Genomic DNA, 13,294 nt, shown 5'->3' on the forward strand with positions numbered 1-13,294 from the left:
TTCAACGAGCTTTTCTTTTTTCCTGCGATACTCAATTAAATCAGCAATAGTTGCGATATTTAGATTATGAATTTTTGCAAATTCAATTAAATCTGGCAGCCTTGCCATCGTGCCATCATCTTTCATAATTTCACAGATAACGCCACTAGGATTGAGGCCTGCAAGACGAGAAATATCAACCGCCGCTTCCGTGTGTCCAGCTCTAACTAAAACGCCACCTTCACGAGCAACTAGCGGGAAAATATGCCCTGGTGAAACTATATCATATTTGGTTTTGGATTTATCAATCGCAACTTCAATGGTTTTTGCCCTATCAGATGCGGAAATGCCAGTTGTAACGCCCTCTCTGGCTTCAATAGAAATTGTAAAAGCTGTATGATGGCGAGATTTATTGCTTTGTGCCATCAAAGGTAAATCAAGCTCTGCAACGCGTTTTTTATCAAGCGATAGGCAAATCAGGCCTCTAGCGTGCTTCGCCATAAAATTTATCACCTCAGCATTGGCAAACTGAGCGGGGATAACAATATCGCCTTCATTTTCCCTGTCTTCATCATCAACCAAAATAAACATTTTGCCCTTCTTGGCATCGTCAAGAATTTGCTCTATTGAAGTAAGCATAAATTTATTGCTTTGAAAATTTGATTTATAGATATATAGGAAATTACTTAAATTGTGCAAGATAATTAGAATTTAACACTTAGTCGCAAATTGTCACCCCGCACTTGTTGCGGGGTTAATTGTTGAGAGTGTTTATAAAACTCAAGTTTTGTAATCTTAGCTTGTTTAACCCCGCAAAAAGTGCGGGGTGACAATAAAAGAAAAATAAGACTATTTATTCTCAATATAACTTTGGTTATAAGTGCCAAAATATCTTGCAAAAAAAATACTAAAAAATATGAAAAAATATAATTTTAATTTTATAAAATATAGCCCAATTGTGGCTTTTATTTCCTTGAGTTTGGTGATTGCTTCTCTTTTTTTAGCATTCACGAAAGGGTTTAATTTTGGCGTGGATTTTAGCGGCGGTATTGTGTTTGAAGTTCGCCCTGAAAAGGAAATTTCAATCGGTGAAGTTAGAAAAATTTTTGAAAAAGAATCAAAAAAACTACCAATTAGTGAGATAAATATTCAAGAAATTGTAGGCTCAAACGATATAATGTTTAGAATTGGCGATAAAACTAATTCTGATAAACAAAGAATTAAATTAGTTGAAACTCTCAAGGTGAAAATTCTAGAAAATTTGGGTGATAAAACTGAGTTTAGAAAAGTTGATTATGTTGGCCCACAAGTAGGCAAAGAGCTGGTTAGAGATGGTGCGATTGCGATAATTCTATCATTCATTGGCATTTCAATTTATGTTTGGTTTAGGTTTGAATGGCAATATGGTTTTGGTGCAATAATCGCTTTAATTCATGATGCAATAATGGTTTTGGGTGCTTATTCTTTCTTGGGGTTGGAGTTCAATTTAGCTTCAGTTGCAGCAATACTCACCGTAGTTGGTTACTCAATCAATGATTCCGTAGTTATCTACGATAGAATTAGGGAAAACCTTAGAAAATATAGGAAATTAGAGCTTTCTGAGATTATTAATAATAGTTTGAATGAAACTTTATCAAGAACAATTTTAACCGTTTCAACGGTTTTAGTGGCTCTGCTTGCATTGATTTTATTGGGTGGGGACGCTTTATTCAGCTTCAGTTTTGCAATTTTCTTTGGAGTTTTGGTTGGAACATATTCCTCAATTTATGTTAGCGCACCAATTTTACTTCTGCTAAAATTAAAAAGACAAGGTGATTAATGAAAATTTTTTCATTAGAAAATTTTGATTATAATTACCAGAAAATCATTATAATCGGCAATTTTGATGGTATTCACAAGGGGCATCAAGAGCTTATAAATTTTGCCAAAAAAATTGCAGATGAAAAAAAATTCAAACTTGGAATTCTAACTTTTGAGCCACACCCAATTTCTTTTTTCTCAAAAAATTTGAAAAATTATCGCATCACAAATAAAAATCTTAAAGCAGAAATTTTAGAAAATTATAGCTTAGATTTTCTTATTAATGCTGAATTTAATCAAGAATTCGCAAGTATTTCTGCAGAAGATTTTATTGAAGAAATTTTAGTTAAAAAATTAAATTCAAATATTGTGGTAACAGGTGAGGATTTTATTTTCGGTAAAAATAGAGTTGGAAATAAAAATTTACTCACGGATTTCTCAAAAAAATCGGGGTTTGAATATTTTAGTATTTCTCTTAAAAATGATGAAAATAATAACAAATTTTCCTCAAGAAATATAAGGACTGAGATTGAAAAGGGTAATCTGCAAGCAGTTTTCAAGATGTTGGGGCGGAATTATATTATTTCGGGTGAAGTAATAAAAGGCAGGGGTGAAGGCAGAAAACTAGGCTTTCCAACGGCTAATTTAGATTTTGATGATTTTATAATTCCAAAATTCGGCGTATATTTTTGTAATTTATTTATAGAGGGAAAATCTTATAAAGCACTCACAAATATTGGCGTTCGACCAAGTTTTGATTTAACAAAGCCTTTGATAGAAATTCATATTCCAAATTTTTCAGAAGATATTTATGGCAAAAAAATCAAACTTGAGTTACTAGAATTTGTAAGGAACGAAATTAAGTTTAATTCAATAGATGAATTAAAAACGCAAATTTCAGAAGATGTTAAAAATTTTTACAAAAAATTTAATGCTAATTAGAGGAATAATAATCGCGTTATTTTGCATTTTTTTGGATCAAGCTCATAAATATTATATGCTTGAAATCTATAATATGCCTGAGAAAAAACTGGTTATCATAACAAGTTTTTATAATAATGTTATGGTTTGGAATAAAGGAATTAGCTTCGGTTTATTTCAAGAATTTGCAAAAAGTAATTATTTCTTTCTTACTACTTCCTCAATAATAATTTTACTGCTATGCTATTTTTTAAGCAAAGCAAAAACTAATTTTGAAATGACAGGTTTTGCAACAATTATCGGCGGTGCAGTTGGTAATATTATTGATAGATTGCGTTTTGGTGCGGTGGCAGATTTTTTTGATTTTCATTACAAAAATTATCACTGGCCAGCTTTTAATATTGCGGATTCTTGCATATTTATTGGTGCTTGTGTGCTAATTATTTATTCACTTTTTTTTGAGAATAAAAATGAAACTAAATAATAAAATTTTTATTCCTTTTTTGCTTTTGGTTTTAATGCTTGAAACCTCTTGCTCAAGGGCGATTATCCGAAAAAATCTGGGTGTTAAACAAGATGCCCCAGATGAATTTATGGTTGAGCCAAAATCAAAATTAATTATCCCTGAAGATATATCTTTTGATTTGCCAGAACCACAATCAGCTAAAAAGAAAAAATTTGAAAAATATAACGCAGAGGAAAGCCTGGTTGCTTTATTCGGTGAATCAGAAATTTCAGAAAATGAAAATAATTTCTCACCGCTTGAGATAAAAATTTTGAAGAAATCTAAAGCACTAAAAGCAAAAAGAAATATTAGAGAATTAGTTGAGGAAGATTATAAAAATAGATCATCAATATTAGGCACTGAACCGGGGAGCTTCTTAGAATCTTTAGTTGATCCATTTGGATATAATAGAGTTAAATCTGAGGTTATTGACGGCCAAAAAGAAAATGCTCGCATCAGAAAATTAATCGCAAAAAGCAAGGCTGGCTAATTGGTTGATAGTTTTTTAGAGTTTTAACTTACTTCCTATAACAGAACAAAACCATCAACCGTCAACCATCAACTATCAACTATTTTATGCTCACAGAAATCACAGAAAAAGATGGGTTTTTGATTGATTTGAAATACGCATCTAAAGATAATTTTACTAGAGAAATTGTTTATAAAAAGCCTAAATGTTATTTGCATTCTGAGGCTTTTGAGAAGCTAAAATTAGCCCAAAAATTTGCAGAAAAACTTGGATTTAAGATAAAAATTTTTGATGCATTCCGCCCTGCAGAGGCACAATATATTTTGTGGAATCACACACCAGATCCAAATTTTTTAGCACACCCAGAAAGGGGCTCAGCCCATTCAAGGGGCGTTGCAGTTGATTTGACCCTGCTTGACAAAAATAATAATGAACTTGATATGGGAACTGCATTTGATGCTTTCACCCCCCTTTCATACTTAACTGAAAATGAAAATATTTCGACAGAGGCAATAAAAAATCGTATGATTTTACTTGGAATAATGAGTGCATCTGGTTGGGATTTTTATAAAAATGAATGGTGGCATTTTCAATTATTTGATGCAAAAAAATATCCACTCATCTGGGATAAAGACGCAAAAACTGATATGATGTGAGTTATTTGTTGATAGAAAGGGATTTGGTAATTAGGATTTAGGAAATAGGGAATAGAGAATAGTAAATAAGATTTATAATCCTATGTTTAACTACCAATTCCTAACCCCTATTTCCTAAAAATAAATTATGGCCAAGAACAACGGAAATATTATCAAGAAAGTTTATAAGATTGAAGGCGGTGGGCATCACGGCGGTGCTTGGAAAGTTGCTTACGCGGATTTTGTAACGGCTATGATGGCTTTCTTCTTACTTATGTGGCTTCTTAATGCAACTGAAGCTGAAAATTTGGCGGGTTTAGCGGATTATTTTGCACCAACGGTTGGTGTTAAAGATGAAATGGGTATCGGTTTTCGTGGCGGTAAATCAGCTTTATCAGATGGTATCGGTGCTGATAAAAATACTAATAAAGGTGTGGTTTTTGGTGGTGTTCCGTCAGGCCCAATAACAAAAGTTACAAAAAAACTTGAGGAAAACACTGATGAAGTTGATAGCGAACAAATTCAAATTATCGTAAATCAAGTTTCTACAGATAAAAAAGGGCAGGGCAGTGAATCAAGCCCACCAAGCACAATGACCAATGAAGATAATCAAAAATCCTCAAGCGATGAAGAATTTGATGAACATCAAAAAGCAATCAATGCAACTATTCAAGATATGATTCAAAATAGAAGGATTGAAAATGGTGCAGTTGAAATTAAAAGAACACCAGAAGGCTTACTGATTGAAATTAAAGACATAAATGGCAATTCAATGTTCAAGGATAATAGTGCGGAAATGAGGGATAACCTCAAAATTGCACTAACTGAGCTTTCTAAAATTATTAAAAATGTTCCAAATAATATTGCCTTTGTTGGGCATACAAGCTCACAACCTTTATCTGGCGTTGATGCAAATTATACTAAATGGGAGCTTTCTTCCGATAGAGCAAACGCTACCAGAAATTATCTTGAAAAAAATGGCTTGCAACCTGAGCAGGTTTCAAGGGTTGAAGGCAGGGCTGATAATATCCCATTTGATAGAAGAAGGCCGGAATCCCAAATAAATAATAGAATGGATATAATTTTACTTAAGAAAAGTGATACGCCGGGGCATAAAAAATCAGTTCCTGATTCTATCTTTATGGATTTACAGAAAAATATCTTCAACAAAACTGAAGAAGAAAAAGTTAAAAAACCTGAAGATAATACATTAAAGCCGAATAAAGAAGTTATTGACTTACTCAAAAAATCAGAAGAATTTAAGAATATGCCAAAACTTCCGGCACAATAAATTTTTACTCAGTGTCAAAAATTTTAACAACAATTATTGCGGTTTTAGTAATCATTTTGCTTGCAAATTGGTTTGCCTTATTTGATGGAAAAGTTGATGTTTTATGGCTTGGATATAAAATTGAAACCTCAGTTTTCTTCATTGCATTAAGTTTTTTCTTATTATTTTTAATTCTCTATTTAATTTATAATCTATTTAAGTTTATTTTGGGTTTTCCATCATTCTTTTCAAAAAGATTAGAAAAAAACATACTAAATAAAAATTTAGAAAATTTGCAATATAGCGTTTCTGCCTTACTTAGCGGTGATAATGAAACGGCAAAAAAATATTCCAGTAAATTGCAAATCAATCATAAAACTAATAAAAATATAGCAATAATCAGAGATATTTTAGAAACTTCTATTGCTCAAAATGATGGCAATTTGCTTTTAGCAGAAAAGAATTATCAAAAACTTTTAGAGCAGGATTCAACAAGATTTTTCGCAACGCAAGGCTTACTAAATTCTAGTTTTATTAAAGGTGATATTAATAGGGCAATTGAATATGCGGAGGATGCTTACAAGCTAAAACCAAATATTAAAAACGGCGCACAAAGCCTGCTTGCTTTATATAAAAAAGCTGGAAATTGGCAAAAAGCTGAAGAATTTTTGAAGAAATATAAAAGAAAATATTTTTTCTTTTCTGATAAAAATAATAATTTTTCTGCGGATAATGAGCTTTCGAATATCTATTTTGAAATGGCAAAAGAGGTTAAGGAAAATAGATTTTTAAGCGATGAAAATATTGAAATTTGCTTTAGAAATTTATTAAAATCTATTTCCTATAATTCAGAAAATGAAGATGCAATTTTAATGCTTGCAGAAATTAGTTTGATGAATCAAAAAACTAATATCGCCAAATCTAAAATTGAAAAATTATGGTTAAATAAACCCTCTGAAAGTCTTGCGAAAGCTTATTTATCGCTGATTATTGAAAAGAATGAAACTAAAAATTATACACTCAAACAAAAGGCAGTTGAGAAACTTAAAAAGATTAATCCAGATGGAAGAAATTATATAACTGCTAATCTTGATTCTTGATTTTTTTGAAAAGAATTATTATCGTTAATGGCAGCGTAATTGAGTTTGAAATTATAATTGAGGGGCTTTCAATCAAAATGCCGTAAGCAAGCCACAAAGCAACGCCAGTTGAAAAAATAGAATACATCATCAAGGAAATTGATTTAGTATCATTGGTTTTTAACACTTTAATAACTTGCGGAATAAAACTCATTGTAGTTAAAACCCCAGCAATCATTCCTATAATTTCTGTCATTTTTTTAATTATTAAATCTATTTGGAATATCCATATATGAGCTTAGAACTCTTAGAATTTCTATGTTATTCTTTTTATATTTGTATGCAACCCAGTATCCTTCAATATTAATCCATAAGCAATCTTTATTAGTAAATTCAGGTTTAGAGCGACCTAAGAAGGGAAAAATCGTAAGGGTTTCAAATATATACACAAATTTTTCTACTAAATTATTTGCTGATTGCCTATTAAATTCAGCAATTCTAAGATAAATTGATTCTATTTCTTCATCTGCTTTATCTGAAATTGTGTAGTCAATTTTCTTACTCATTAAGACTATTTGTTAATTGACTAATTTTAGATTTGAATTGAGAGGAAGTAAGAAAATTTCCTTTAGAAAAAGATTCTTCTGCTTCATTAATTAAATTATCTATTTGAAGTTTTTGGGCTTCTTGCCTATCTAAAAGCACTAAAGCTTTAGTGATTATTTCATTCGCTGACTTATATAAGCCACTTTCAATTTTATTAAAGATATTATTCTCAATTTCGTTTGATAAATCCAAGTTCATAATATAACTTTTTTGAAATTTAATATCATATTTAGAATATTATATCAATTCTAAACCACCACGCCATTTGGGCCAATTGAATCTCTGATATTGAATTTATAATCTTCAATATCTGAAATTTCTTTTTGAATTTGCGTAAGAATTGAAACTTCTTCTTCGCTCAATTTTCTATCGCCAATTTCATCTAAACTATTTGTAAAAACTTGTTTTATTTCTAAAACATCTTGATTATTTATCGCATCAATTCCAAAGCCATTAGCTTTGTTGAGTGCCGTATTTATTCTATCAAGCCTTGCAAATTGGCTTCCTGTAATGTTATTATTGGATAGGTTTTCCAAAAGGGCAGGGGCTTCAAAAGAAAATTGCTTTATAGTTTCATCAGCGATTGCGATAATTTCTTCATCAGAAATTTCTTCTTCGCCAATTATTTGCGAGATTTGATTTCTAATATTTTCTTGGATTGCAATTTCGTTTTCAGGAATATTTCTCGTTTTTGCTAATTCATTTCTACCGCGAAATTCTATGGATAAATCCGTAAGCTTTTCAATATTAGCTGTAACCCTTGAAAAATCTTGCTGATTTGAGGAGTTTTTTTCTTCAATTTGAGAATTAAGAATTCTTTCTAAAGCGTTTTCAGATAGTGAAACGGAATCTTTTCTCTCCGATTTACTGGCTTTCTTTTTCTCTTCAGATTTTTTATCATCATTTTCTTCGCTGGTAATTTGCTCCAGCAAAGAGGGCTTATTGCTAGCTTGGCTTGCATTATTAAAACCACTTATGCTTCTAATGCCCCCATTATTTGCATAAGGATTTATCTGTGAAGTTTCAAAAGCCATTTTTAGTATTTTTCATTTTTACTTACGCTTCGTTATTCTGCGGATTCACAAAATTCACATAGATTTAACTAGGCTAAAATTTTGTTCACCTAGAATGCCTAGCGTAAATAAAAAGCAAAAACACTAAATTAATTAGTATAATTAAACAATTGAATTATATGATAAAATCATTAAAAAAGCAAGAAAAACCATTATGTCGCTAAGGAATACCCATAATTTAGATAGAAATAACTATATTTATAACCTCTATAAAAATGAGGAATCTCAAGCCTTGCAGGCGGTTAAACAGAGTATATTTGATAATAATTTACGCTCTATAAATCTAAATTTTAATGAGGCAAAAATTCTTAAATTTTTAATTAAATTAAATAAAATTGAACGCATTGTTGAGTTTGGAACTCTGGCTGGTTATTCTGCAATATCAATGGCTGAAGTAATTAGTGATAAAGGCAAAATTTTTACTTTTGAAATTGATGAGAAGGTTGCAGAAATTGCCAAGCAAAATATCAAAAATGCAAATTTACAAAATAAAATTTCAATAATTATTGGTGATGCACATAAAAATTTAGCTGAAAAAAACTTGCTAGAAGATTTTTATTCTAAACCAATTGATATGGTTTTTATTGATGCAGAAAAACAGGGCTACCCTGAATATTTAGAGTGGGCTTATCAAAATGTAAGGAGTGGAGGACTTATAATTGCAGATAACACATTTTTATTTAATGCAGTTTTTGATGCAGAAGAAGCAAAAAAGCAGAACCCAAAAATCTTAAATGCAATGCTAGAATTCAACAAAAATTTTGCTGATAAAGAAAAATTTGAATCAGTAATTCTGCCAACAGATGATGGCTTAAGCATTGCGATAAAAAAGTGATTTGTTCTTTGTAACCAGCCAAGAATGATGAGAATTCCAATCTTTAATAATATGTAGTTTTAGATTAAATTTGTTCGCAAATTCATCAATGATTTCAACATTTTTCTGCCATTTTGGGCTATAATCATCACCTGAAAATATTCCCCCGATTTTTAATTTTGGAAACCATTCATATAGGGTTCTGCCTTCATCTTGGCCTGTATGGGCGTAGCCATCAATATAGATAAAATCAAAATATTCATCAGGGAAATTTTTAACAGCATCAGAAAATTTTGCTCTAATAATTTCACTTCTTTTGCCAAATTTTTTTAACCGAGATTGTGCTTCTAAAAATTCATTTTCATCGTGGCCTCTATCGCCAGCGTAAGCATCAATGCTATATAATTTTTTAAGTGAAGATTTTTCTAGTAGTTTTTCAGAAAATTTACCTTTTGCAACACCAAGCTCTAAGCCTATTCCATTTGGTTTAATTAATTTTACAATTTCACCACGAGAGGTGAATTTTGAAATATCAAATTGCATTATTTCTTATAAATATTATGTGTTCGGATTTCTAGATTATCATTTGCGGCGAGGAATTTTCGATTCAGGTGAACACCTTGCGGCAGCTTGATTTTAACCATTATTCCATTTTCAGTTTTGACATTTAGAATTAATGAAATTCTATCAAAATCATTGTCATTTTCGCTATTATTTTTTAATGTTTTGAAATCTAAATTGTTAAGCTGTTCTGCTGAAATTTCAATCTCAGCTACCATTTCCTGCTTAGAAAAATAATCTTGTGCGGTTGCAATATCATTTGCGATAATTCTAAAACCGCCTTCATCACGCCTTGCATCAACATTCACAACGAGAGCCTCAGAAGATTCAAGCAAATCGCGGGCTTTATTGATAAGGTTTTCTTCAAAGATGTTTATTTCAGTCATTCCAGTTGGATCAGAAAGGTTGAAATAAGTGAATCTTTTTCCAGCACGAGAGCGATGCACAACACGGCTTGCAACGCCAATTAAATTCATTCTAATACCAGCTTGATAAATTCTTTTGCCAGTTTCTTCATTAATTTGCGGGGCTGATGAAATTGGAACTTTATCCTCAAGGGCTTCAACCAGTGTGAAAACTTCTTTAGGTAGAATTTTGAGATATGATTTTACAGGGTGATTTTCAAGGAAAAAGCCGATTGCCTCAAACTCTTTTTGGGTTTTTTCTTTATCATTCCAATCAGAAATTTTGCTGAATTTTATCTCTCTGATAGATTCTGAGTTATTATCAAAGCCGCCAAAAAGGCTTACTTGAGGAGCGTTTCTTTCTTCAATAATTGCTTGGTTAAATTTGCAAATTATTTGTGCTTCTTCAAAAATTTGTTTTCTATTTTCGTGTATTTCATCAAATGCACCGCACATTGCAAGAGATTCGATTTGCCTTTTATTCACAACATTTGCACTAACATTATTTACAAATTCAGTAATTGATTTGAATTTCTTGGCAGGCAAATCTTCACGATTTTTAACTAGTTCAATCATAGCATCAACCCCTACATTCTTTAATGCACCTAACGCATAGCGGATTGCTTTTTTGCCATTTGGAGTTTTTTCTACGATAAAATATGCGGAGGATTTATTAATATTTGGGGGTAGAACTTCAAGATTTAATTTGCGAGCTTCCTCACGAAAAAGAAGCAATTTATCAGTATCTGTGAACATTTGATTCATTGAGCAAGCGAGGAATTCCGCTGGGTAATGTGCTTTTAGATAAGCCGTTTGATAGCCAATTACAGCATATGCAGCAGCGTGAGATTTATTAAAACCATAGCCTGCGAATTTCGCAACTAATTCAAAAATTTCTTCGGCTTTTTTCTTATCAATTTTATTTGCAACTGCACCTGTAACGAATTTTTCACATTGGGCGTCCATCTCAGATTTGATTTTTTTACCCATCGCACGACGGAGTAAATCCGCACCACCAAGCGTATAACCGCCCATAATTTGGGCAATTTGCATAACTTGCTCTTGATAAATAATTACGCCGTAAGTTTCTTTTAGGCAGTTTTCAAGGATTGGGTGCATATAATCCGGCTTTTCTTTGCCAAGTTTGCACGCAATATATTTGGGAATATTTTCCATCGGCCCTGGGCGATAAAGCGAGATTAACGCGATTATATCTTCAATGGAGTCAATCTTCATTTTTCGCATTGAATCTCGCATACCTGCGGATTCCATCTGGAACACGCCAACACCTTTGCCTTCTGCAAGCATTTCATAAGTTTTTTTATCATCAAGCGGGATTGCATCAATATCAATCTCAACATTTTCATTTTGCTTTATCATTTCAATAGTTTTTGAAATGAGAGTGAGAGTTTTTAACCCAAGAAAATCAAACTTTACAAGCCCTGCTGCTTCGCAATATTTCATTGAATATTGGGTTACTGGCATTGAAGATTGTCCATCAGAATAAAGTGGGGCAATCTCTACAAGTGGCTTCGCACCTATCACAACGCCTGCTGCGTGCGTTGAGGCGTGGCGGTGCATACCCTCTAGCTTGAGTCCTATATCAATTAAATGTGCGATTGTTGGATCAGATTTCCTCTCCCGCTGTAAATCGGGATCCATCTCAACGGCTTTTTCAAGGGTAACTGGCTCAACAGGGTTGAAAGGAACCATTTTACAAATTCTATCCGTAACTGAATATGGAATATCAAGCACCCTGCCTACATCTCGCAAAACCGCTCTAGCTTGGAGTTTTCCGAAGGTGATGATTTGTGCAACTTTATCAGTGCCGTATTTTTGCTGAACATAATCAATAACTTCTCCACGCCTTTCTTGGCAGAAATCTATATCAAAATCAGGCATTGATACCCTTTCAGGGTTTAGAAACCTCTCAAAAAGTAGCCCAAAACGAAGCGGATCAAGATTAGTAATTTCAAGAGCGTAAGCAACCACAGAACCAGCACCAGAGCCTCTACCGGGGCCAACTGGAATATTATTATGCTTCGCCCATCTTATAAAATCAGAAACTATCAAAAAATATCCCGGAAATTCCATTTTACAAATAACCGAAATTTCAAATTCTAAGCGATCAAAATATTCTTTTAGTTGATGGTTGATTGTTGATGGTTGATTGTTATTGATTAAATTTTTTCCTTCTTCCTCACTTAAATTCAGCCTTTTGCATAGGCCTTTGAAGGCGACATCGCGGAGCTCTTCTTCATCAGAACGCCCACCAAGAGTTGGGAATTTAGGCAACATTGGTGCAACTTCTTTCGGTGAGAAACTACAAGAAATTGCTATTTTAACTGAGTTTTCCAAAGCTTCTGGCAGATCAGAAAAAACCTCCGCCATTTCTTCCTGCGATTTGAAATATTGCGATTCATAATATCTTCTGCGATTCGCATCATTCACCTTGTTGCCCTGTGCGATACACATTAAAATATCCTGTGCTTCATACATTTCAGGGGTTGCAAACATCACATTATTTGTGGCAACTATCGGGATATTTTTTAGCAATGCCAAGCGGAGTAATTCTTCCTCAACCATTTCTTGCTTTTCCTGCCCCAAACGATTTAATTCAATATATAATCTTGAGCCGAAAATTTGATGTAAATTATCCAAAATTTCTTCAGCTTTTTCTTTTTGGCCATCTCTAATATTTCTATCTAAAACGCCATTAAAACCACCAGTTAAACAGATAATTCCATTGTGATTTTCTTGAAGCTCTGCAAGTGTAATAACTGGGTTTTCTTTATCTGAGCTTTTCAAAAAACTATCACTCACAAGTTTAAGTAAATTTAGGTATCCAGCCTCATTTTTAGCGAGCAGAAGGATTTTATTATAAGGGCTTTGCGATAGGTTTTTGTGAGGAATTTCCTCTCTCTGATAAGTGAAATTTGCCTCAACCCCTGCGATTAACTGCACGCCAGATTTTGCAGAATAGATCGCGGTTTCAAGCAATCCAAATAGATTTCCTGAATCAGTAATTGCAACAGCCGGCATATTATTTTTGGCACATAATTTGCCGATTTCTTCAACTTTAATTGCCCCCTCAGAGAGGGAATAAGAGCTGTGTAATCTAAGATGTATAAATTTCGGATAATTCATTTTGAAATATTACCTGAATGTTGGTATATTG

The 13,294-nt window shown here is 32.6% G+C and carries 15 protein-coding genes; 8 read left to right on the forward strand and 7 right to left on the reverse strand.

The window, feature by feature from the left end:
- Positions 1 to 618 (reverse strand): 3,4-dihydroxy-2-butanone-4-phosphate synthase (gene ribB / locus SFT90_06885; protein ID MDX1950203.1); only part of this gene is annotated, 618 nt, incomplete at its 3' end.
- Positions 619 to 895: 277 nt separating this feature from the next.
- On the opposite strand from ribB, the gene secF reads away from it, so the two are divergent.
- From secF to SFT90_06920, 7 genes are all read left to right on the forward strand, one after another.
- On the forward strand, positions 896 to 1,798 hold the full coding sequence (secF, locus tag SFT90_06890) for a protein translocase subunit SecF (protein MDX1950204.1): 903 nt from the start codon (positions 896 to 898) through the stop codon (positions 1,796 to 1,798).
- Entirely contained in the window at positions 1,798 to 2,721 is a 924-nt protein-coding gene (locus SFT90_06895; protein ID MDX1950205.1) for a bifunctional riboflavin kinase/FAD synthetase, read from the forward strand. The genes secF and SFT90_06895 overlap by 1 nt, the downstream gene beginning before the upstream one ends.
- Complete coding sequence (gene lspA, locus SFT90_06900; GenBank protein MDX1950206.1) at positions 2,711 to 3,184, forward strand: signal peptidase II; 474 nt, start codon at positions 2,711 to 2,713, stop codon at positions 3,182 to 3,184. Before SFT90_06895 ends, lspA begins: the two co-directional genes overlap by 11 nt.
- Positions 3,171 to 3,695 carry a DUF3035 domain-containing protein gene (locus SFT90_06905; GenBank protein MDX1950207.1) on the forward strand — a complete coding sequence of 175 codons (525 nt, stop codon included), beginning with the start codon at positions 3,171 to 3,173 and terminating at the stop codon, positions 3,693 to 3,695. The genes lspA and SFT90_06905 overlap by 14 nt, the downstream gene beginning before the upstream one ends.
- An 86-nt stretch (positions 3,696 to 3,781) precedes the next feature.
- Entirely contained in the window at positions 3,782 to 4,330 is a 549-nt protein-coding gene (ddpX, locus tag SFT90_06910; protein MDX1950208.1) for a D-alanyl-D-alanine dipeptidase, read from the forward strand.
- Between the two features lie 127 nt (positions 4,331 to 4,457).
- Positions 4,458 to 5,600, forward strand: coding sequence for a flagellar motor protein MotB (locus SFT90_06915; protein MDX1950209.1), 1,143 nt, complete (start codon positions 4,458 to 4,460; stop codon positions 5,598 to 5,600).
- A gap of 11 nt (positions 5,601 to 5,611) precedes the next feature.
- Entirely contained in the window at positions 5,612 to 6,679 is a 1,068-nt protein-coding gene (locus tag SFT90_06920) for a heme biosynthesis HemY N-terminal domain-containing protein (GenBank protein MDX1950210.1), read from the forward strand.
- Here the strand turns inward: SFT90_06920 and SFT90_06925 are convergent.
- From SFT90_06925 to SFT90_06940, 4 genes are read right to left on the reverse strand one after another with little or no spacing between them, the layout of a single operon-like run.
- Positions 6,663 to 6,914, reverse strand: a complete 252-nt coding sequence (locus tag SFT90_06925) for a SemiSWEET transporter (GenBank protein MDX1950211.1) — start codon at positions 6,912 to 6,914, stop codon at positions 6,663 to 6,665. The two genes, SFT90_06920 and SFT90_06925, sit on opposite strands and share 17 nt — an antisense overlap.
- Before the next feature lie 4 nt (positions 6,915 to 6,918).
- Entirely contained in the window at positions 6,919 to 7,224 is a 306-nt protein-coding gene (locus tag SFT90_06930; GenBank protein ID MDX1950212.1) for a type II toxin-antitoxin system RelE/ParE family toxin, read from the reverse strand.
- Positions 7,217 to 7,462, reverse strand: a complete 246-nt coding sequence (locus SFT90_06935; GenBank protein ID MDX1950213.1) for a type II toxin-antitoxin system ParD family antitoxin — start codon at positions 7,460 to 7,462, stop codon at positions 7,217 to 7,219. Before SFT90_06935 ends, SFT90_06930 begins: the two co-directional genes overlap by 8 nt.
- Before the next feature lie 50 nt (positions 7,463 to 7,512).
- Entirely contained in the window at positions 7,513 to 8,298 is a 786-nt protein-coding gene (locus tag SFT90_06940) for a hypothetical protein (protein MDX1950214.1), read from the reverse strand.
- A 193-nt stretch (positions 8,299 to 8,491) separates the two neighbouring features.
- Here SFT90_06940 and SFT90_06945 point away from each other — a divergent pair, with 193 nt between their 5' ends.
- Positions 8,492 to 9,172, forward strand: coding sequence for an O-methyltransferase (locus SFT90_06945; protein ID MDX1950215.1), 681 nt, complete (start codon positions 8,492 to 8,494; stop codon positions 9,170 to 9,172).
- Here SFT90_06945 and SFT90_06950 read toward each other — a convergent pair.
- Together SFT90_06950 and dnaE are read right to left on the reverse strand one after the other, a co-directional pair.
- Entirely contained in the window at positions 9,149 to 9,694 is a 546-nt protein-coding gene (locus SFT90_06950) for a class I SAM-dependent methyltransferase (protein ID MDX1950216.1), read from the reverse strand. The two genes, SFT90_06945 and SFT90_06950, sit on opposite strands and share 24 nt — an antisense overlap.
- Positions 9,694 to 13,263, reverse strand: a complete 3,570-nt coding sequence (gene dnaE / locus SFT90_06955; protein ID MDX1950217.1) for a DNA polymerase III subunit alpha — start codon at positions 13,261 to 13,263, stop codon at positions 9,694 to 9,696. Before dnaE ends, SFT90_06950 begins: the two co-directional genes overlap by 1 nt.
- Between the last annotated feature and the right edge of the window lie 31 nt (positions 13,264 to 13,294).

The sequence above is a fragment of the Rickettsiales bacterium genome (assembly GCA_033762595.1).
Taxonomy (GTDB): domain Bacteria; phylum Pseudomonadota; class Alphaproteobacteria; order Rickettsiales; family UBA8987; genus JANPLD01.

Excerpts from the sequence above, each read along its gene's own strand:
- SFT90_06935 (MDX1950213.1), bottom strand. The coding sequence starts at position 7,462 with ATGAACTTGGATTTATCAAACGAAATTGAGAATAATATCTTTAATAAA.
- SFT90_06915 (MDX1950209.1), top strand. The coding sequence starts at position 4,458 with ATGGCCAAGAACAACGGAAATATTATCAAGAAAGTTTATAAGATTGAA.
- ddpX (MDX1950208.1), top strand. The coding sequence starts at position 3,782 with ATGCTCACAGAAATCACAGAAAAAGATGGGTTTTTGATTGATTTGAAA.
- SFT90_06925 (MDX1950211.1), bottom strand. The coding sequence starts at position 6,914 with ATGACAGAAATTATAGGAATGATTGCTGGGGTTTTAACTACAATGAGT.
- SFT90_06895 (MDX1950205.1), top strand. The coding sequence starts at position 1,798 with ATGAAAATTTTTTCATTAGAAAATTTTGATTATAATTACCAGAAAATC.
- SFT90_06950 (MDX1950216.1), bottom strand. The coding sequence starts at position 9,694 with ATGCAATTTGATATTTCAAAATTCACCTCTCGTGGTGAAATTGTAAAA.
- SFT90_06930 (MDX1950212.1), bottom strand. The coding sequence starts at position 7,224 with ATGAGTAAGAAAATTGACTACACAATTTCAGATAAAGCAGATGAAGAA.
- dnaE (MDX1950217.1), bottom strand. The coding sequence starts at position 13,263 with ATGAATTATCCGAAATTTATACATCTTAGATTACACAGCTCTTATTCC.
- lspA (MDX1950206.1), top strand. The coding sequence starts at position 2,711 with ATGCTAATTAGAGGAATAATAATCGCGTTATTTTGCATTTTTTTGGAT.
- SFT90_06940 (MDX1950214.1), bottom strand. The coding sequence starts at position 8,298 with ATGGCTTTTGAAACTTCACAGATAAATCCTTATGCAAATAATGGGGGC.
- SFT90_06945 (MDX1950215.1), top strand. The coding sequence starts at position 8,492 with ATGTCGCTAAGGAATACCCATAATTTAGATAGAAATAACTATATTTAT.
- secF (MDX1950204.1), top strand. The coding sequence starts at position 896 with ATGAAAAAATATAATTTTAATTTTATAAAATATAGCCCAATTGTGGCT.
- SFT90_06905 (MDX1950207.1), top strand. The coding sequence starts at position 3,171 with ATGAAACTAAATAATAAAATTTTTATTCCTTTTTTGCTTTTGGTTTTA.